The following is a 16,394-nucleotide window of genomic DNA, read 5'->3' as shown; positions in this document are numbered from 1 at the left end:
TGGGGCGGTCCTAGCTGCCGCTTGCCTGGGTGGAGACACCCACGTCCTCGGCCCCGGCCAGCTTGGCCTGGTCCACCACCTGCACCAGCTTGCCGGCGGGCACCTTGTCGTCGGTGACCACCAGGACATTCTTGGAGGAGCTCACCTGCAGCATGTCCCGCAGCCGGCTCTGGATGACCCAGGTGCGCACCGGCTGCCCGTCCAGGAAGGTATTGCCGTTGCCGTCGATGTAGACCCGGATGGTATTGCTGTCGGCCTGGCTGGCACTGGAGGCCTTGGGCCGGTCGATATCCAGGTTCATGTCCTTGACGAAGGTGGTGGACACCATGAAGAAGATCAGCAGGATGAACACCACGTCGATCAGGGGGTGGATATCGATCTTGTCGCTCTCTTCGCCCGCGTTCCGGTAGCGGTATTTCATCCGTCAGCCTGCCTTTGTGGTGCGGTCTGATCCGGGGCCGTCTCCGCCCGCGGCAGGAAGAAGCCCGCCGGCTCGGTGCAGAGCAGGTCCTTGATGCGGGCCAGCTCCATACGGATGGCCTGCTGCTTCTTGCGCAGCAGGCCGTGCATGATGAGCCCGGGGATGGCGACCACCAGCCCCATCTGGGTGGTGAACAGGGCCTGGGAGATGCCCCCGGCGATACCGCCGGACTGGGTGAACAACGCCATGTCCCGGAGGGAATCGAAGGTCTCGATCATGCCCACCACGGTGCCGAGCAGGCCCATGATCGGCGCCACCTCCACGAGGGTTACGGTGAGCCGGGAGAACTTCTTCAGCTCCGCCTCGTAGGCCATGAACTCGTCGTCCAGCCAGCGCCGCAGGTGGGCGTGGCCCTCCCGGGCCAGGGCCAGGCCGCGCACCGCCGCATCGTCGACGATGCCCCGGGTGCGCGCCGGCGGGTGGCCGGCGTAACGCTCCAGGAGGTCCTGCACATCGCGGGTGGTGCCCATGCGCAGGGCGGCCACCCGGTAGCCGATGGCGAACCACAGGAGCACCGCCGCCAGCACCAGCGGCGGCATGACGAAGCCGCCGGCGGCGAAATAGCCGGCGAAATCACCGGCGATCCGCTCCGCCCCTTGCTCGGTCACGCCCACCTGCTCCAGGAGGAGCTGGACCAGGTCGGCGAGCGCCCCGTACCCCATCACGCACGGCCCGCGTACAGGTTGGTGATGCGCAGGGCGGTCTTCTCCATGTCGTTCTTGATGCGCTCCGCCCAGCCGGACAGGAGGTTCCCGGCGAGCAGGGTGGGCACCGCCACGATGAGCCCCAGCTCGGTGGTGACCAGGGCCACGGAGATGCCGCCGGAGAGCAGCTTGGGATCGCCGGTGCCGTGCTCGGTGATGACCTCGAAGGTGGAGATCATGCCGGTGACCGTGCCGAGCAGGCCGAGCAGCGGCGCCACCGCGGCGATCACCAGGATCAGGGGGCCGAAGCGGTCCAGGCGTGTGCTCTCGCGCAGGATGGACTCGGAGATGATGTCTTCCAGGTGCTCGCGGTCGCGGTTGAGGTTGCGCACGGCGGCGCCCACCACCTTCCAGGCGGCGCCGCGCTTGCGCTCGCAGAGCGCCTGGGCCTCCTCCACCTCGCCCCGGCTCACCAGGGCGCCCACGCGGTCGATGATGCGGCCGGTGGAAGCGCTGGCCCACTGCAGGAAGCCGGCGCGCAGCAGGGCCAGCAGCCCGGCGAAGGCGCCCATGGCGACTATGATCCAGCCGATGGCTCCGCCCTTGCGGATGGTGCTCAGCACCGTGTCCGAATCCGGCGTGGCCACTTCCTGGTCGAGGGATTCGTACAGGAAGATCTTCAGCTGCTCGGGCGCATCGCCGTTGGCGAGCCCTTCGGCGACGCCGGCGGCGGGCTTCTTCCAGAGCTTCAGGGCACCGCCGCCGGCGGGCGCCAGGGCGCCGGAGGCCTCGTCGCTAAGGCCGTAGGACGCCACCCGGCCCACCTTGAGAAGGGTGCCGTCCACCTTGGTGCCGTCGGCCAGGAAGAAGCTGCCGGACTCGCGCCGGATACCGCTGGTCCGATCCAGCACCGCATTGCCCATGGAGAACAGCCGCTCCACCTTCCTCCGCTCGTCATCGAGCTGGCGGAATTCGCTGCCCTTGCCCACGGGAAAGCCGAAATCCTTGAGGGTCACGCCCGCCTGGGTGAACGTGGCCTCCAGGATCTGCCGGCTGTTCTTGTTGGACTGGAGCTGCTCCTCGGCGGTCTTCACCTGCTCCCGCAGCGTTTCCATGCGGGTCTTGAGGCGCACCGCCTCGTCCTTGAGCCGCTGGACCTCTTGCTCCAGCGCCTGCTTTTCGCCCGCCGCGCGGTCCTGGAATTGCGCGAGGCGCTCCTGAAGGGAGCGCTTCTGGGCTTCCAGGAAGGCGAACTCCCGCTTGTACGCCTTTTCCAGCGCTTCCCGGCCCATGGCGGGATCCGGATCCGGGGCACCACCGCCCTTGCCGGCACCTTCCGGCCCACCGCCCGACGTCTGCGCCTGGGCCGGCGGGATGCTCGGCACAGCAACGAGCAGTGCCGCGGCGAGAGCGAAGCCCAACCACTTTCCTGCTGCGCGCATCTATTGGTCCTCCGTGCCGGTCAGCGCATTGGGGATGGTGAAATAGCCGGTCCGGACCTGCTTGCGGAAGGAAGCGAACAGGTTCTTCACCTGCTCGCGCGCGGCATCCCGTCGGTAAACGCGATAGGTCCAGCCGCCATCCGAGCGCACCGCCCGTCCGTATTGGCTGGCCGGGGTACGGAAGAACAGCATCACCATGCCCACCCGGGCCACGTCGGCGAGCTTCTCCTCGCCGTTCACGGTGACCGTCTGCTGGTAGATGCCGTTCTCCTCGGCGAGGCGGATCTCATCCTCGTAGAAGGTCCAGAGGCGCTTTGCGGCCTTGTGGGGAGTCAGGACACCGGTGGCCATCTGCTTGCGGATGTCCTCCAGCTCGCCGACCCGCTCCGCCACCTTGAAGGGCAGTCCCCGGCGCACCCGGGTCTTCAGGGTCACGATGGCGTCGGCCACCTTGGGCTCGAGGGCCTCCGCCTCCACGCCGGCCTTCTGCGCCTCCTCCCGGATCTCGCGCAGGTTCGTCCGCAGCTCGTCCACCTGGACCTGCCGCTGCTGGATCCGGCTCTGGAGGTCCGACTTGCGCCGGCTCAGGGAGGCCATTTCGTTCTTGTGCTGGTCGCGAAGGCTGTCCAGCCGGCTGTTCAGCTCCTCCACCTCGCCGCGGAGGTTGACGAGCTTCTCGGCCAGCCGGTCCAGGGATTCACCGGCGGCCGAGGCCGGCTGCATGAGGAGGAGGCACAGCAGCTGCCCCCCCAGGAGCCGGACCGGGAAACTGCGGATCGCCATCCTTGACTCTCCGGTTGGGATCTGTGGCTTGCGGGGGATTCCGCGGCCGCCCGGGGACAGCGCCAAGGACGGCCCGCAGACCACATACCTTCACGGACAGGCGTTACAGTTTTATGAAGACAGGGTGCGGTCGGGGCTGACGACTCCCCGGGCGGGGGTTTCGGGGGTGGTAACCGTATTGCAAAGGAAGGCGGGCACGCGCTCCTCGATCCAGTAGCGCGGCCTCCCGGGGAGGTTCCCGATCACGAAGCCCACGTGGCCGCCGTGTCGGTGGAGCTCCAGTTGCACGTGCCCGGATAGCTCCCCGGGGGCGGGAACGGCATCGGGCGTGGTGAAGGGATCGTCCAGGGCGTGGAGGACGAGGGTGGGAACGGCGATGCCCCGGAGGTAGGGGCGGCAGCTGCCGCGGGCATAGTAGTCGTCCACCCCGGCGTAACCGTGCACCGGCGCGGTGAAGGCGTCATCGAAGGCGCGGAAGCTGGACGCGGAGCGCACCCGGTCCAGGGGCACCGGACAGGCCTGCGGTCGATGGGCGTACTTGGCCGTCACGGACGCCCGGAGGGCCCGCAAGAGGTGCTCCTGGTAGAGCCGCGACAGGCCATGCTCCAGCCGGTCCGCCGCCCGGTCCAGCCGGAAGGGCGGCGAGACCGCCGCCGCGGCGGCCAGGGGGTTGTCGGCCCCCGTCTCCCCGAGCCATTTGAGCAGGAGATTGCCGCCCAGGGAGAAGCCCACCGCGGTCAGGGGCATGTCGGGCTCGCGGGTGCGCAGGATCTCCGCCACCCAAGCCAGGTCGCCGGTGTCCCCGCCGGTGTAGCGGCGGTCGGTGCGGTTGGGCTCGCCGCTACAGCCGCGGTGGTACATGAGCACCGGGCGCATGCCGCAGTCGGCCAGCGTGCGCATGAGGCCGGGCAGATAGTGGGATTCCAGGGAGCCTTCCAGCCCGTGAACGAGGATCACCACCGGACCACCGGCGGGAGCCTCCGCCAACCAGTCCAGATCCAGGAAATCGCCGTCCTCCAGCTCCAGGCGCTCGCGCGCCACGGCCACCCGCGGCGGCCGGCGCAGCAGGGCCGGCCACAGGGTCTGCAAATGGCCCCCGGGCAGCCACCAGGCCGGACGGTATTCACCCGTCATTTCGGACGCGGCCATTCCGGGCGGCTCCCCGACGGGCAGTCCTTATGGGGGCACGAACGCTCCCCACGGTCCTGAACCGCCATCCTTGCCTATCCCCTGGCCCTGGCGGCGTTATGTAGGCGCCGCGCCGGGGCGTATTCCGCGTCCGCCCGCGGGCGCATCACCTGTCCATGGCCGAGCGAAGCTCCTGCCACCTCGCCCGATTGGTGATCTTGGTGTCACGGACCTCCGCCCCTTCATAGAGGACAACGGCATACAGGGCTTCGGTGTCCGCATCCAGGTATCGCTCCACCACGTCCCGGGTCACGTCGCGACCCACCTCCCACTCGGTCTCCGACGGCCCCTGAAAGGCGTCGAGGACATGGACCTTCACCCGGTCCAGGCGCCGCACCCGATATCCCTTGGCCTCCAGCCGGACAATCCGTCCGGAGCGTACCCGCCGGCGGCGCTTCCGGCCCCGCCTGTCGGTGAGCTCCACTTCTACGCGCTCCCCGCGCCAGGGGATTCGTATGCGCATGGCTTCCTCATGATTCCGGCGATGTCCGCGTCCGGCGGACTTCGGCAGCTCCAAATGACCTGAAATGGTTGCGCGAGAGGGACTGTCGCCACAAGGCATCACCCTGCCCACCCCCCTGACAAATGGGCATTTCCCGGGCCGCCGCCGGGCTCCGCAGGCCGGCAGCCCCGTGCCCGGCCCGGGTCACGTCGGCGATCGGCGACGCTTTGTCCGCGCCGCAAGCGCCGCCCGCTGACAGGGCGCCACCAACCAACTGAAGATAAAAGATTTTTTATTTCAGGCACGGGGTTTGCCCCTACCGGGGAGCGGTACCCCCATACCCAGGAGAATGCCATGAACCAACGTCTTTATCCGCCCCGCGAATTGGATATGCTGGTTACCATATACGTGGAAGGCCTGCCGTTCGCCATGTGCATGGCCGAGAAAGCGAGCCTATCCGCCATGCAGATCCGGCTCAGCGCCTGGTCGGTATCCCCCTACTCCATCGACGAGGTGGAGTTTACCCGGGAGACCCCTGTAGGGGTTGAGCGACACCGGATCCCTGTCAAGGTGGACAAGGTGCTGGAGAATCGCGCCCGGGCGGTTTTCCGCGAAGTACCGCCCAAGGCCCTGACCGCCCTGCGTCAGCTCCTATACGAGGAAGGGGACGACGCGCGGACGCCAGAGACTCAGGCGGGAACCGCCTGACCCGGCATGCGCTCCCGCAGCGGGACCCGGTCGTTCCGCCGGGATACGGACGGCGGGCCGCAGGCGCATAACCGCCCGGAGGGTCCCGGATATGGAACCGCAGCCGGAAGCCAGCAGCGTTCGGAATCGCCTGGAAGCGGGAGCCGCGCTCCTGCTCGACGGCGGGATGGGTCAGGAGCTAATCGCCCGCGGGGTGGACGCCTCCACCGGCCTCTGGTCCGCGCAGGCGCTGTTCGATCATCCGGATACGGTAATGGCCGTCCACCGTGCCTTTATCGACGCCGGAGCCGATGTCGTCACCACCAACACATACGCCACCACCCGCCGGCGCATCCCGGATTGTGCCACTTTCTGGCACCTGAACCGAAAGGCCTGTGAGCTGGCGGTTCGGGCGCGCGAGGACAGCGGTCGACCGGTGGCCATCGCCGGCTCCCTGGCCCCCCTCCATGGCAGCTATCGGCCCGATCTGGTCCGTTCGGCGGACGAACTGGCCCCCCAGTATGCGGAGCAGGCCGAGGTATTGTGCGGTTATGTGGACCTGTTCCTGTGCGAGACCATGTCCACCGCCACGGAAGCGCAAGCCGCCGCGCGCGGCGCCGGATCCACGGGCAAGCCCGTATGGGTCTCCTGGACCCTGGCGGACGACGGATCCGGACGGCTACGCAGCGGCGAGACCATCGCCGAAGCCATTGCGGGTCTGGATGGCCTGGACGTTGAAGCGGTGCTGGTGAACTGCTCCATCCCCGAGAGCATCGCCGCGGCCATGCCCGAGCTGGCCAACTCGGCCGGGCGTCCCTTCGGCGGCTACGCCAACGGCTTCACGCCCATCCGCGGCGGCGTCGACGACGGCCGGGCCCTTCCGGACACCCGCCAGGATCTGGACCCGGAAGCCTACGCCGGGCACGCCCGCCAATGGCTCAGCCAGGGCGCCCGCATCGTCGGGGGGTGCTGCGAGGTGGGACCGGCGCACATCGCCGAGCTGCGCCGGCACCTGGCGTGAGGCGCTCCCCTGCTAGTTGTCGAGCACGCCCAGGATATTGAACTCCACATACGCCCGGTCGGCGGCATTCCATCGCAGGGTCCGCGGCGACAGGAGCATGGCCGGACGGATCTGGCCGTAGCCCTTGCAGACGGGACACTCCTTGTATCGGTGAAACAGCAGATTCAGCTCGCTGGCCTCCGTCTCGCTCAGCTCCATCTCCCCCATCAGCACCGGCGGCCCGAGGGCCTGCGAAGCCTCCCTGTGCGCACCGCGGCTCCCTTCCAGCCAGCCGTCTCGTCCCTCACCCAATTCCTCCAGCTTTGGTACCAGAATATCCGGAATCTGGGGCAATTCCCGGGATCGCTCCATTGCTTCTCCCTTGCCGCATTTTATTTTCAGAGTAGGACATTTCAGAAACACTATTACAGAACAAAATAAAACAACCAAGCATTCTAAAAATTAAACAGCCAAATAATAGTGTAAAACAATCATACATGTTGTATTATCTTTACATGATAAGCACTATACACATAAACCCTTCCTGTCATTTTATTTTCCAAAGAAAAAAGAACACAAAACAAAAACCCTAATACCGCACAGTCAAATAACAGCGACGCTTCCCCCATGCCGGAAATTTGGCCAACGGCTACCGCTCCCGCATGCCGTATCTTCACCCTTGCTCAGAATCCATCCGTGGGGTGGGGGCCCGGCCGGATTCCAGGGTCTCGATCTCCTCCAGCTTCCGTTGGATCCAGTGCCGGGACGCTTCCAGGGAGCCGGCGATCTGATCGGCTCCCGCCTCCCGGAGGGCGCGTCCCGTTTCCCGCTCCGCGCCCCAGGCACCCACCAGGAGGGGCCATCCGGGCCGGCGGTGCCGGATGCGCTTGCACAGATAACGGACGCGGTAGGTATCCGGAGGATGGATGGTGGTGATGCAGAGCACGGAGCGGTGCGTCCCGGGGATCCGGGAGGCCAGCTCGCCGGCCAGGATCCCAGTGGGCACGTATGCCGTCCGCGCTCCTTCCCCGCGCAGCAGGGCCGCCAGGAGCCTGGCGAGCAGCTCGTCGATCTCGTCGTAGGCGGCAATGCAGATCAGGTCCGGAGGCCGCGGGAACTCCGTGGACGGCTCCGGAAAGGCGCCGCCCGGGAACAGGGGCGCGATGGCCTGCTCGGCCATCTCCACCATCTCCACCATCCGCCGGCGGTCCAGGCTTCCCTGACTGTGGTGCTGCCGGACCAGGCGCATGGCCGGGAGCACCACCTCATCCAGGGTCGCCTCCAGGCCGTGCTCCTCCCGGTACTCGGCGAGCAGCCGGGCGGCGGTCTCCGTATCCGCGGCGAACAGCCGGTAATAGAGCCCGGCCGAGGGCGGTAGCGCCGGCTCCCGTCCGAGCATGACCGGTAGGAACTGGAGCGCCGGTACGTAGCGCCCCAGCACCACCAGGCAGGCGGTCAAGGGGATGGCCACCACCAGCCCCACCAAGCCCCAGAGGGCACTCCAGAACACCACCGCGAACAGCACCGCCACCGGGGAGAGCCCCGTGCTCGCCCCGTACAGCCAGGGCTCCACGATGTTGTTGGAAATCAGTTCCAGGACCAGGAACAGGCCTAGCACCTCCAGGGGCCGGATCCAGCCGTCGAACACGGCCAGGGACAGGAGCACGGGCAGCCCCGCGCCGACCCAGGGACCGAGATAGGGAATGAACCGCAGGAGCGTGGCGAGGATGCCCCACAGCGCGGCGTTGGGCACCCCCAGGAACCAGAGGCCCACACCCACGGGGATGCCGTAGGTGACATTGATGATCACCTGGGCCCGCAGGAAGTGGCTGATCTTCCGGCTGGCCTCGTCCAGGGCATCGGAAGTGACATTGATCTGGCTGATGCCGGCGAGCCGGATCACCCGCTCCCGCAGATCCTCCCGATAGACCAGGAAGAAGATCAGGTAGATGAAGGCCAGCCCGGCCATGCCGATGGGCTGCAGGAGGGCGCTGCCGTAGTTGCGGATGATGCCCAGCACCTCGGAGGTGGGCTCCTCCCGGATCTGCACGGGGATGGGCTCCCGCGTCTCCGGTTCGGCATTCCCCTGTCCCCGGGCCGGCGCCCCCCGGCCCTCCTCCTCCGTCACCTCGCGCCGCATATTGCGGAAGGCCGTCAGGGCCCGGGAGAGGACCGTGCTTCCCTGGGCCTGAATGCCCTCGATGCGCTGGACGATATTCGACCGGTAGTCGGGCAGCGCGTCGGCCAGGACCACCACCTGGCGGGAGACCACCCCCGCCACCGAGGCGGCAAAGATCGCCAGAAAGACCGCGATGAGGAGGGCGCTGCCGATGCGACCCAGGTGCAGCCGCTCGAGCTGGCCGGCCACCGGCGCCAACAGGGAGCTGAGGAGCGCCGCCACCACGATGGGGATCAGCACGTTGCTGCCGATGTACAACAGGCCCACTACGGCGGCGGCGCCCAGCAGGCTCGGGGCCGCCCCGGGGAACAGGGAACGGAAGGATGGGCGGGCGGACTGCAAGGAAGCTACCCGAACGAAGGAACATTCGGGCCATTGTTAGCATGATGCCGCGGGCGAAAGGCCGGGGTGAGGGAGGACCCTGGCGGGGAGCGCCCGCTAGCGGGCGGCGATCCGGGCCGCCTCCCGGCCCAGCCGGCGGGCGGTGGTCCACTTCCCGCCGTAGACCGTTATCAGGCGGCCGCGCCGCGTGATCCGGTATTCCCGGCTGACGCGGTTCATGTCCGGCCCCGACCCGATCAGGGGCCGGATCCCGGCGAAGGTCTCCGCCACGTCTTCCCGGCCCGCGTCGTCGCGGAAGTAGTGGCTGTAGGCCGCCAGCAGGTAGTCCCGCTCCTCGGGACTGCAGACCACGGGGGTATCCGGCGACTGACGCACCTCGGTGGTGCCCACCAGGGTGCGTCCCTGGTAGGGGAGCACGAAGAAGGGCCGGCCGTCCTGCGGCGCCTCCAGCAGAAGCCCGGCCTCCTGGGGCCGATCGAGGAGGATGTGGCTGCCGCGAACCGGATCCAGATGGATGCCGTCCTCGATACCGCTGTTGGTGCCGAGCCGCTCCGCCCAGGGTCCGGCCACGTTGACCACGCGGTCATAGGCACGCTCCGTATCGGAGAGGACGAGCGTCCCCCGCTCGCTCACCCGCCGCACCGGCGCATGCTCGTGGAGCCGCCCGCCCAGCTCCCGGACCCGGTCGGCCACCCAGAGCCCCAGCCGGTAGTCGTCCATCTGGCCGTCGTAGAAGGTGTACCCGCCGCGCAGGCCGTCCTCGGCGAGCCCGGGCATCAGCGCCGTCAGCGCCGCGGTGGACCGCCATCGGTGCGCGCCGATGCCCGCCTTCCCGGCCAGGCGGTCGTACAGCCACAGCCCCGCCTTCAGCTTCCAGCGCGGCCGCGAGGCGCTCCGGTAGAGCGGCACTGCCAGGAGCAGCGGGCGGGCCAGCTCGGGTACGGTGCGCAGCCACCACGCCCGTTCCCGCAGGGATTCCCGGACCAGCCGCAGCTCGCCGTGCTCCAGGTAGCGAAGTCCGCCGTGCAGCAGCTTGGAGGAGGCGCTGCTGGTGGCGCCCATCAGGCGGTCGCGCTCGAAGAGCTCCACCTCGTGGCCGGCCCCCAGGAGCGCCCAGGCGGTGGCCAGGCCGTTGATGCCGCCGCCCACCACGCCCACCTTCATGGGCTCCCGCCCTCCGGACCCGCCTCGCGCACCGCCCCGGGCCGGTCCAGGATCACCCCCGCGCACCGCCGGGCGCGCGCCAGCTCCACATCCGCCTGTGTCTGTAGGTTGTACAGGAAATTGTCCATGCCCGCCGTCCGGGCCTCTTCCAGAAGCGTCCCGTCCAGGTACTCCCCGTTCCAGATGAAGCAGCCGGGCCTCGGGCTCTCCCGCCAACCATAAAGCAGGGAGGCCACCGACAGCGGCCGGTGACCGATCACCAGGCCCACCGGGCATCCCCCCAGGGTCCCGTCGTATGCATGCAGCAAATCGTGCCGGAAGGAGGTAAGAAGCGGGCGGCGGCCTCCCAGGCCGGGGAGCACGCGCCGCAGGGCGGGAAACACCGCGGCGTCCTTGATCTCCAGGTCCCACAGCAGGTCCGGCCAGAGGCCCAGCGCCTCGGCGAGCTCGGGCACATGGTGGCCCTGCATCGCCTCCAGGTGGCCGTGATCGGTCTCGGCCACGGGTACCCCGGCGGCGCTGAGTCGGTCGTGGAAGAGGACCAGACGGCCGTCGCGGGTAAGGCGGACATCGGTCTCGATGCCGTCCACGCCCTGCTCCGCCGCCCGCTGGAAAGCCTCCAGGGTGTTCTCCGTGCAGCCCGGCTCCCTTACGCCGCGATGCCCGATAACCAGCATTCCGGCCTCCTCGGATATCCCGTATTCGAACCTCCCAGTTTTGACGCCCGCGGGCAACTCCGCGCCCGCCAAGCTCTCCCCAACGCCAGTAGGGCGAAAGCCAATTGCCGCCCGGTGCCCCGTGCCGAACCATTTAACGGAGGGCTCACCCACCGGATCCGGAGCTCCCGCGGAGCGCGACTTGCCGCTCCGGACCCGGACGCACCGCGGAAATACCGAAAACGAGGGCGGACCAACGCCCGCCGGAACGCCCAGGCGGAAGGAGCGAATCATGGCGAAGGTTGCGATCAACGGCATCGGGCGCATCGGCGGGGCCACGCTCAAGCAGGTCATGGAGGAGCCGGCCCTGGACCTCGTGGCCGTGAACGACCGCTCCGGCCCCGACCAGCTGGCCTACCGCCTCCAGTTCGACTCCGTCTACGGGCGCTATCACAAGGTCCTGGAAAGCCGGGGCAGCTCGCTGGTCCTCGACGACCACGAGGTCAAGGTCTTCGGCGAAAGGGACCCCGCCAACCTGCCCTGGGCAAGCCTGGGCGTGGACCTGGCCTTCGAGTGCACCGGGGTGTTCACCGACGCCGCCGGACTGGAGAAGCACGCCCAGGCCGGGGCCGGGAAAGCCATCCTCTCCGCGCCCAGCAAATCCGGCGGCATGCCTTTCGTGGTACCGGGAGTCAACCACGCCGGGGACGCCAACCTGTTCTCCTGCGCCAGCTGCACCACCAACTGCATCGCCCCCGTGGTGGAGATCCTGTCCCGGCGGATCGGCGTGGAAAAGGCGGTCATGAGCACCACCCATGCGCTGACCGGGGGGCAGTCGGTGGTGGACGGTCCCGTCAAGAAGCCGGAGCGCGGCCGCGCCGGCACCCTGAACACCATTCCCACCTCCACCGGCGCCGCCGATGCCATCACCAAGGTAATCACGGAGCTGGAGGGCCTGTTCAACGGGCTCGCTCTGCGGGTTCCGGTGGCCATCGGCTCCATTTCCGACATCACCCTGGTCACCGGCCGGGACACCTCCGTGGATGAAATCAACGGCATCTTTCGCGAAGAGGCGGCCACGGAGCGCTATCTGGGCATCCTCGGCTATACGGAGCAGCGCCTGGTCTCCTCGGACATCGTCCAGGACCCGCGCGCCTCCATCGTCGAGCTGGGGCTCACCGAGGTGGTGGGCGGCAACTTGGTGAAGGTCATGAGCTGGTACGACAACGAGTGGGGCTATGCCGCCCAGATGGTACGGGAGGCGGTGCGGGTGACCTCCTGAGGTACCCGCTCCCGCCAGCGGTCCCTTCCCCTCCGGCAGGTATCGCCGATGGCCGAAGCGCAGTCGCGGATTTCTTCCATAAGTGCCCATGACGCCCGGGAACAGGAAGCCCGGGAGACCATTCAAGAGCTGGGCACGAGCCCCGAGGAGGGCCTGTCCAGCGAGGAGGCGTCTCGCCGCCTCGACCAGGTGGGCCCCAACACCCTGCAAGAGGAAGAGGAAAACCCGCTGCTCCGTTTCCTTTCCTATTTCTGGGGCCCAATCCCCTTGATGATCGAGGTGGCCGCCGTGCTGGCGGCGGTGTCCCAGCGCTGGGAAGAGCTCGTCGTCATCCTGGTTCTGCTCGCCATCAACGGCGGCGTCAGCTTCTGGCACGAGCGCAAGGCCAGCCAGGCCATCTCCGCCCTCAAGGCGCAGCTCGCCTTGCGGGCCCGGGTCCTGCGGGACGGGCACGATTCGGCCATTGAGGCCAGGGAGCTGGTTCCCGGCGACATCATCCGGGCGGGCATCGGCGACGTAATTCCCGCGGATGCCCAGCTGCTCGAAGACCAGGCCCTGAGCGCCGACGAGTCCACCCTGACCGGGGAGTCCCTACCCGTCGGCAAGGGGGGCGGAGACTTGATCTACTCGGGCACCACCGCCAATCAGGGCAGGGCCTGGGCGGTGGTGGTGGCCACGGGCGGCCAGACGAAGTTCGCCCGGACCGTGGAGCTGGTGGAAGCGGCCGGCGGCCATTCGCACTTCCAGCGGGCCGTGATGCGGATCGGCTACTTCCTGATCGGAGCCTCGCTGGTGCTGGTGGGTTTGGTGGTGAGCTTCTCCCTCATCCGGGGCATGGACGTCTGGGCCGTGGTGCTGTTCGCCCTGGGCCTGGTGCTTGCCGGCATACCCCAGGCCATGCCGGCGGTGCTGTCCGTTACCATGAGCATCGGCGCCAACCGGCTCGCCCGCATGCGGGCCATCGTCTCCCGGCTCGCCGCCATGGACGAGATGGCGGGCCTGCAGGTGCTCTGCGCCGACAAGACCGGGACCCTGACCAGGAACGAGCTGACCCTCCAGGAGCCCGCCCCCATCGAGGCGGAAGACCCCGATGAGATCCTTTTGGCCGCCGCCCTTACCGTGGATCACGACAAAGAGGACCCCATCGACCGGGCCATCTGGAGCGCCCTGGAAGACCCCGCGGCGGTGGAGCGGTACCGGATCGTGGAATTCCGGCCTTTCGATCCCACCCGGAAGCGTTCCGACGCCGATGTGGAGAGGGACGGGCACCGTTTCACCGTGACCAAGGGAGAGCCCCAGGTCCTTCTGGACTGGCTGGGGCTCTCCGGGGACCGCGCCCGCCAGGTCCGCGAGCGGGTGGACCGGCTCGGCGAGGAGGGCTTCCGCGCCCTGGGCGTGGCCCGCAGAGACGGCGAAAAGGGCTGGCGCTACCTGGGCATCCTGCCCCTCCTGGACCCGCCGCGCGACGACGCGGCGGAGATGGTGCGGGACACGAAGGCCCATGGCATCGATCTGCGCATGGTAACCGGGGATCACCCGGCCATCGGCCGGCAGATCGCCGCCCAGGTGGGTCTGGGGACGAACCTGAAACGGGCCACCGAACTGTTCGAACGGGGGAATTCCAGCCACGAGGACCAAGCGGGCATCGACTGGTCCATCCATGATGCGGTGGTGGGCGCCGACGGCTTCGCGGAGGTCACGCCGGAGCACAAATACAACATCATCCGCCATTTCCAGGCGGAGGACCGCATCGTCGGCATGACCGGCGACGGGGTGAACGATGCCCCGGCCCTGCGGCAGGCGGATCTGGGGATCACGGTGAGCGGGGCCACGGATGCGGCCCGGAGCGCCGCCGACCTGGTACTGACCGCCCCCGCCCTGGGGGTGATCACGCAGGGCGTGGAGGAGGCCCGGCGCATCTTCGAGCGCATGACCAGCTACGCTACCTTCCGTATCACGGAAACCATCCGCCTGCTGTTGTTCCTCTCCATCTCCGTGCTGGTATTCAACTTCTTCCCCATCACCCCGATCATGATCATCCTGCTGGTGATCCTGAACGATATCGCCATCATCGCCGTGGCCTGGGACAACGCGGCCACCCCGAAGCGGCCGGTGCGCTGGCAGATGCAGCGGATTTTGGCCATTGCCGGGGTTCTGGGCTTCCCGGGGGTCCTGGAAAGCTTCCTGCTGTTCTGGTTCCTTCAGGGGCCCATGGGCTTACCTCACGCCACCATTCAGACCCTGCTCTTCCTCAAGCTCCTGGTGGCCGGCCACCTGACCTTCTTCCTCACCCGCCAGCCCAGCTGGTTCTGGCAGCGCCCCCACCCCAGCCTGGTGCTGTTCGCCGCCCTGGAGCTCACCCAGATCGCCGGCACACTCGCCGCCGTCTACGGCTTTCTGATGCCGGCCGTCGGCTGGATGTGGGCGGGGGTCATCTGGGGCTACGCCATCGTCTGGATGTTCATCCTGGATGCGGTGAAGGTCTTCGCCTACCGCCGGATCTTGCAGACCGCACCCCGGGAAGAGCAGGTGGGGCGGACCCCCACCGCCGAGATGGGGGGATAACCGCCCAAGGATATGGGGGAGAGGCCGGAACGCCAGAACAGCCGTCAGGCCCCCTCCGTCTCATTTCCAGAGGGCCTTCCGGTCCAGCACCACCCGCCCGGATGCTCGGGGCATGCGTGTCCGAACAGGGCCCGGAAGCGAAAGGAGCATCGCCATGATGCAAACCATCAAGATGGACGAGAACTATTTTGTCGGGATGTCCGTCCCCGATGCATCGGAGATCGACGAGCTCGCGGAGCAAGGCTTCGGCTCCGTGGCCAACCTGCGGGAGGAGGGCGAGGAAAAGGAGTACCTGAGCCCCGAGGAAGAAGCGGACCGGGTACTCCGGGACGGCATGGAATATTTCCATTCTCCGGTTTCCGCCGAAGCCCTCAATGAGGAGCAGGTGGACGAATTCCGGGAGGCGGTATCGGGGATGCCCAAGCCCGTGCTCATCCATTGCAAATCCGGCAAGCGCTCCGGGGCCTTCACGCTGATGCACGCCGCCAGCGAGCAGGGGCAGCCCGGCGAAGAGGCCGTGGAGCAGGCCGAATCCATGGGCTTCGAATGCGAGAACGCCGAGATGGAGGCCTTCGTTAAGGACTACATCAACCGGCACAACGGATAGCCGGCCCATGGGAGACCTCCGCCGGCCCGGCAGCGCGGCCCGTGAGCGTGAAGCTTCCACGGGCCGCGCGACCGGATCGTGGCGCATAGACCGCTCCAGAAGGAGAAGACCATGCTGAACTGGATGTCTGCACTACGCACCTCCCCCCTGGGGCTGGCCGTGGGCCTTTCCGCGGCGGCCGCCTATTTCCTGCTTCAGCCGGGCCGGACCCGGAACGCCACCCGGCCCCGCGGCGACAGCAAGGCACCCCGCACCTGGATGCTGGAGACGGGGGCCGCGGTCCTGCAACGGCGTCCGCCCCTGCGGGGCTTCGATACCTACCTGGCCGGCTTCCATCCCATGAAGGAGGATCCGGAGCACCAGTGGATCGCCCATCACTGGTGCAAAGTGGTTAACGAGGACTTCATCCAATGCCTGCTTTTCGACGGCAACACCGCCGACGCCAACCTGGTGGGGGTGGAATACATCATTTCCGAGCGGCTGTTCCGGCAGCTGCCGGAAGAAGAGCGCGGCTATTGGCATCCGCACAACGGCGAGATCCTGTCCGGTCAGCTCGCCGCGCCGGGCCTTCCGCAGGCCGCCGAGAAGATGCTGATGAAGCGCCAGATCAACAGCTATGGAAAGACCTGGCACCTGTGGGACACCGGCGTGGACGGGCGGGCCGGGGACGATCTGCCCTTCGGCGCGCCCCGGCTGGCCTGGTCCTTCAACCATGACGGGGAGCTTCAGCCGTGGCTGCAGGAGCTGCGGGACCGGGAGCTGAGGCTGCGCACCGAGGAGCGGCGCGCCGCCCGGAAGGATCTGGTCGCCTTCGCCCACCCGCAGGAGGGAACCGATGCCCTGAAGGGCCGGTTCGAGCGCCCCACCAGGGAGATTCCCGGAGCGCAGGAAAAGCGCGCCCAATTGACGGGCAGGCACTGAGGGCTGGACCG

At 68.0% G+C, this 16,394-nt stretch carries 16 protein-coding genes; 6 read left to right on the top strand and 10 right to left on the bottom strand.

The window, feature by feature from the left end; translation table 11 throughout:
• Positions 1-10 precede the first annotated feature (10 nt).
• The 6 genes from ACERLL_RS04180 to ACERLL_RS04155 form a co-directional block, all read right to left on the bottom strand.
• Positions 11-421, bottom strand: a complete 411-nt coding sequence (locus ACERLL_RS04180; RefSeq protein WP_373654794.1) for an ExbD/TolR family protein — start codon at positions 419-421, stop codon at positions 11-13.
• Positions 418-1,143: a MotA/TolQ/ExbB proton channel family protein gene (locus tag ACERLL_RS04175; protein ID WP_373654793.1), complete on the bottom strand. Its 726-nt coding sequence runs from the start codon at positions 1,141-1,143 to the stop codon at positions 418-420. Before ACERLL_RS04175 ends, ACERLL_RS04180 begins: the two co-directional genes overlap by 4 nt.
• Positions 1,143-2,567, bottom strand: a complete 1,425-nt coding sequence (locus ACERLL_RS04170; protein ID WP_373654792.1) for a MotA/TolQ/ExbB proton channel family protein — start codon at positions 2,565-2,567, stop codon at positions 1,143-1,145. Before ACERLL_RS04170 ends, ACERLL_RS04175 begins: the two co-directional genes overlap by 1 nt.
• The gene (locus tag ACERLL_RS04165) at positions 2,568-3,350 is read right to left on the bottom strand and encodes a DUF3450 family protein (RefSeq protein ID WP_373654791.1); all 783 of its coding nucleotides are present in this window, start codon (positions 3,348-3,350) and stop codon (positions 2,568-2,570) included.
• A gap of 111 nt (positions 3,351-3,461) precedes the next feature.
• A complete protein-coding gene (locus tag ACERLL_RS04160; RefSeq protein WP_373654790.1) occupies positions 3,462-4,499 on the bottom strand; it encodes a hydrolase in 1,038 nt (345 codons plus the stop codon).
• Between the two features lie 145 nt (positions 4,500-4,644).
• Positions 4,645-5,001, bottom strand: coding sequence for a hypothetical protein (locus ACERLL_RS04155; protein ID WP_373654789.1), 357 nt, complete (start codon positions 4,999-5,001; stop codon positions 4,645-4,647).
• A 333-nt stretch (positions 5,002-5,334) separates the two neighbouring features.
• Here ACERLL_RS04155 and ACERLL_RS04150 point away from each other — a divergent pair, with 333 nt between their 5' ends.
• Positions 5,335-5,688, top strand: a complete 354-nt coding sequence (locus ACERLL_RS04150) for a hypothetical protein (protein WP_373654788.1) — start codon at positions 5,335-5,337, stop codon at positions 5,686-5,688.
• A gap of 91 nt (positions 5,689-5,779) precedes the next feature.
• Positions 5,780-6,688 (top strand): homocysteine S-methyltransferase family protein, encoded by a 909-nt coding sequence (locus tag ACERLL_RS04145; RefSeq protein WP_373654787.1) that lies wholly within the window; start codon positions 5,780-5,782, stop codon positions 6,686-6,688.
• A gap of 12 nt (positions 6,689-6,700) precedes the next feature.
• Here the strand turns inward: ACERLL_RS04145 and ACERLL_RS04140 are convergent, their stop codons facing one another.
• From ACERLL_RS04140 to ACERLL_RS04125, 4 genes are all read right to left on the bottom strand, one after another.
• The gene (locus ACERLL_RS04140) at positions 6,701-7,039 is read right to left on the bottom strand and encodes a hypothetical protein (RefSeq protein WP_373654786.1); all 339 of its coding nucleotides are present in this window, start codon (positions 7,037-7,039) and stop codon (positions 6,701-6,703) included.
• 301 nt (positions 7,040-7,340) lie between these two features.
• The gene (locus ACERLL_RS04135; protein ID WP_373654785.1) at positions 7,341-9,188 is read right to left on the bottom strand and encodes an AI-2E family transporter; all 1,848 of its coding nucleotides are present in this window, start codon (positions 9,186-9,188) and stop codon (positions 7,341-7,343) included.
• A gap of 96 nt (positions 9,189-9,284) precedes the next feature.
• A complete protein-coding gene (locus tag ACERLL_RS04130) occupies positions 9,285-10,352 on the bottom strand; it encodes a glycerol-3-phosphate dehydrogenase/oxidase (protein ID WP_373654784.1) in 1,068 nt (355 codons plus the stop codon).
• Positions 10,349-11,029 (bottom strand): glycerophosphodiester phosphodiesterase, encoded by a 681-nt coding sequence (locus ACERLL_RS04125; protein ID WP_373654783.1) that lies wholly within the window; start codon positions 11,027-11,029, stop codon positions 10,349-10,351. The genes ACERLL_RS04130 and ACERLL_RS04125 overlap by 4 nt, the downstream gene beginning before the upstream one ends.
• A 271-nt stretch (positions 11,030-11,300) precedes the next feature.
• Between ACERLL_RS04125 and ACERLL_RS04120 the strand changes: the two genes are divergently transcribed.
• From ACERLL_RS04120 to ACERLL_RS04105, 4 genes are all read left to right on the top strand, one after another.
• On the top strand, positions 11,301-12,290 hold the full coding sequence (locus tag ACERLL_RS04120) for a type I glyceraldehyde-3-phosphate dehydrogenase (RefSeq protein ID WP_373654782.1): 990 nt from the start codon (positions 11,301-11,303) through the stop codon (positions 12,288-12,290).
• A gap of 48 nt (positions 12,291-12,338) precedes the next feature.
• Positions 12,339-14,855, top strand: a complete 2,517-nt coding sequence (locus ACERLL_RS04115; RefSeq protein ID WP_373654781.1) for a plasma-membrane proton-efflux P-type ATPase — start codon at positions 12,339-12,341, stop codon at positions 14,853-14,855.
• A gap of 154 nt (positions 14,856-15,009) precedes the next feature.
• Entirely contained in the window at positions 15,010-15,462 is a 453-nt protein-coding gene (locus tag ACERLL_RS04110; RefSeq protein ID WP_373654780.1) for a protein tyrosine phosphatase family protein, read from the top strand.
• Between the two features lie 111 nt (positions 15,463-15,573).
• The gene (locus ACERLL_RS04105) at positions 15,574-16,383 is read left to right on the top strand and encodes an OBAP family protein (protein WP_373654779.1); all 810 of its coding nucleotides are present in this window, start codon (positions 15,574-15,576) and stop codon (positions 16,381-16,383) included.
• The last annotated feature ends 11 nt before the right edge of the window (positions 16,384-16,394 follow it).

Source organism: Thiohalorhabdus sp. Cl-TMA (assembly GCF_041821045.1).
GTDB lineage: Bacteria > Pseudomonadota > Gammaproteobacteria > Thiohalorhabdales > Thiohalorhabdaceae > Thiohalorhabdus > Thiohalorhabdus methylotropha.
The sequence above is the reverse complement of the archived record's forward strand: the minus strand, read 5'-3'. Positions and strand labels throughout refer to the sequence as shown.

What these genes read in the sequence shown, in the direction of transcription:
- ACERLL_RS04180 (WP_373654794.1), bottom strand. Translation starts at nt 421, where the DNA reads ATGAAATACCGCTACCGGAACGCGGGCGAAGAGAGCGACAAGATCGAT.
- ACERLL_RS04175 (WP_373654793.1), bottom strand. Translation starts at nt 1,143, where the DNA reads ATGGGGTACGGGGCGCTCGCCGACCTGGTCCAGCTCCTCCTGGAGCAG.
- ACERLL_RS04170 (WP_373654792.1), bottom strand. Translation starts at nt 2,567, where the DNA reads ATGCGCGCAGCAGGAAAGTGGTTGGGCTTCGCTCTCGCCGCGGCACTG.
- ACERLL_RS04165 (WP_373654791.1), bottom strand. Translation starts at nt 3,350, where the DNA reads ATGGCGATCCGCAGTTTCCCGGTCCGGCTCCTGGGGGGGCAGCTGCTG.
- ACERLL_RS04160 (WP_373654790.1), bottom strand. Translation starts at nt 4,499, where the DNA reads ATGGCCGCGTCCGAAATGACGGGTGAATACCGTCCGGCCTGGTGGCTG.
- ACERLL_RS04155 (WP_373654789.1), bottom strand. Translation starts at nt 5,001, where the DNA reads ATGCGCATACGAATCCCCTGGCGCGGGGAGCGCGTAGAAGTGGAGCTC.
- ACERLL_RS04150 (WP_373654788.1), top strand. Translation starts at nt 5,335, where the DNA reads ATGAACCAACGTCTTTATCCGCCCCGCGAATTGGATATGCTGGTTACC.
- ACERLL_RS04145 (WP_373654787.1), top strand. Translation starts at nt 5,780, where the DNA reads ATGGAACCGCAGCCGGAAGCCAGCAGCGTTCGGAATCGCCTGGAAGCG.
- ACERLL_RS04140 (WP_373654786.1), bottom strand. Translation starts at nt 7,039, where the DNA reads ATGGAGCGATCCCGGGAATTGCCCCAGATTCCGGATATTCTGGTACCA.
- ACERLL_RS04130 (WP_373654784.1), bottom strand. Translation starts at nt 10,352, where the DNA reads ATGAAGGTGGGCGTGGTGGGCGGCGGCATCAACGGCCTGGCCACCGCC.
- ACERLL_RS04125 (WP_373654783.1), bottom strand. Translation starts at nt 11,029, where the DNA reads ATGCTGGTTATCGGGCATCGCGGCGTAAGGGAGCCGGGCTGCACGGAG.
- ACERLL_RS04120 (WP_373654782.1), top strand. Translation starts at nt 11,301, where the DNA reads ATGGCGAAGGTTGCGATCAACGGCATCGGGCGCATCGGCGGGGCCACG.
- ACERLL_RS04115 (WP_373654781.1), top strand. Translation starts at nt 12,339, where the DNA reads ATGGCCGAAGCGCAGTCGCGGATTTCTTCCATAAGTGCCCATGACGCC.
- ACERLL_RS04110 (WP_373654780.1), top strand. Translation starts at nt 15,010, where the DNA reads ATGATGCAAACCATCAAGATGGACGAGAACTATTTTGTCGGGATGTCC.
- ACERLL_RS04105 (WP_373654779.1), top strand. Translation starts at nt 15,574, where the DNA reads ATGCTGAACTGGATGTCTGCACTACGCACCTCCCCCCTGGGGCTGGCC.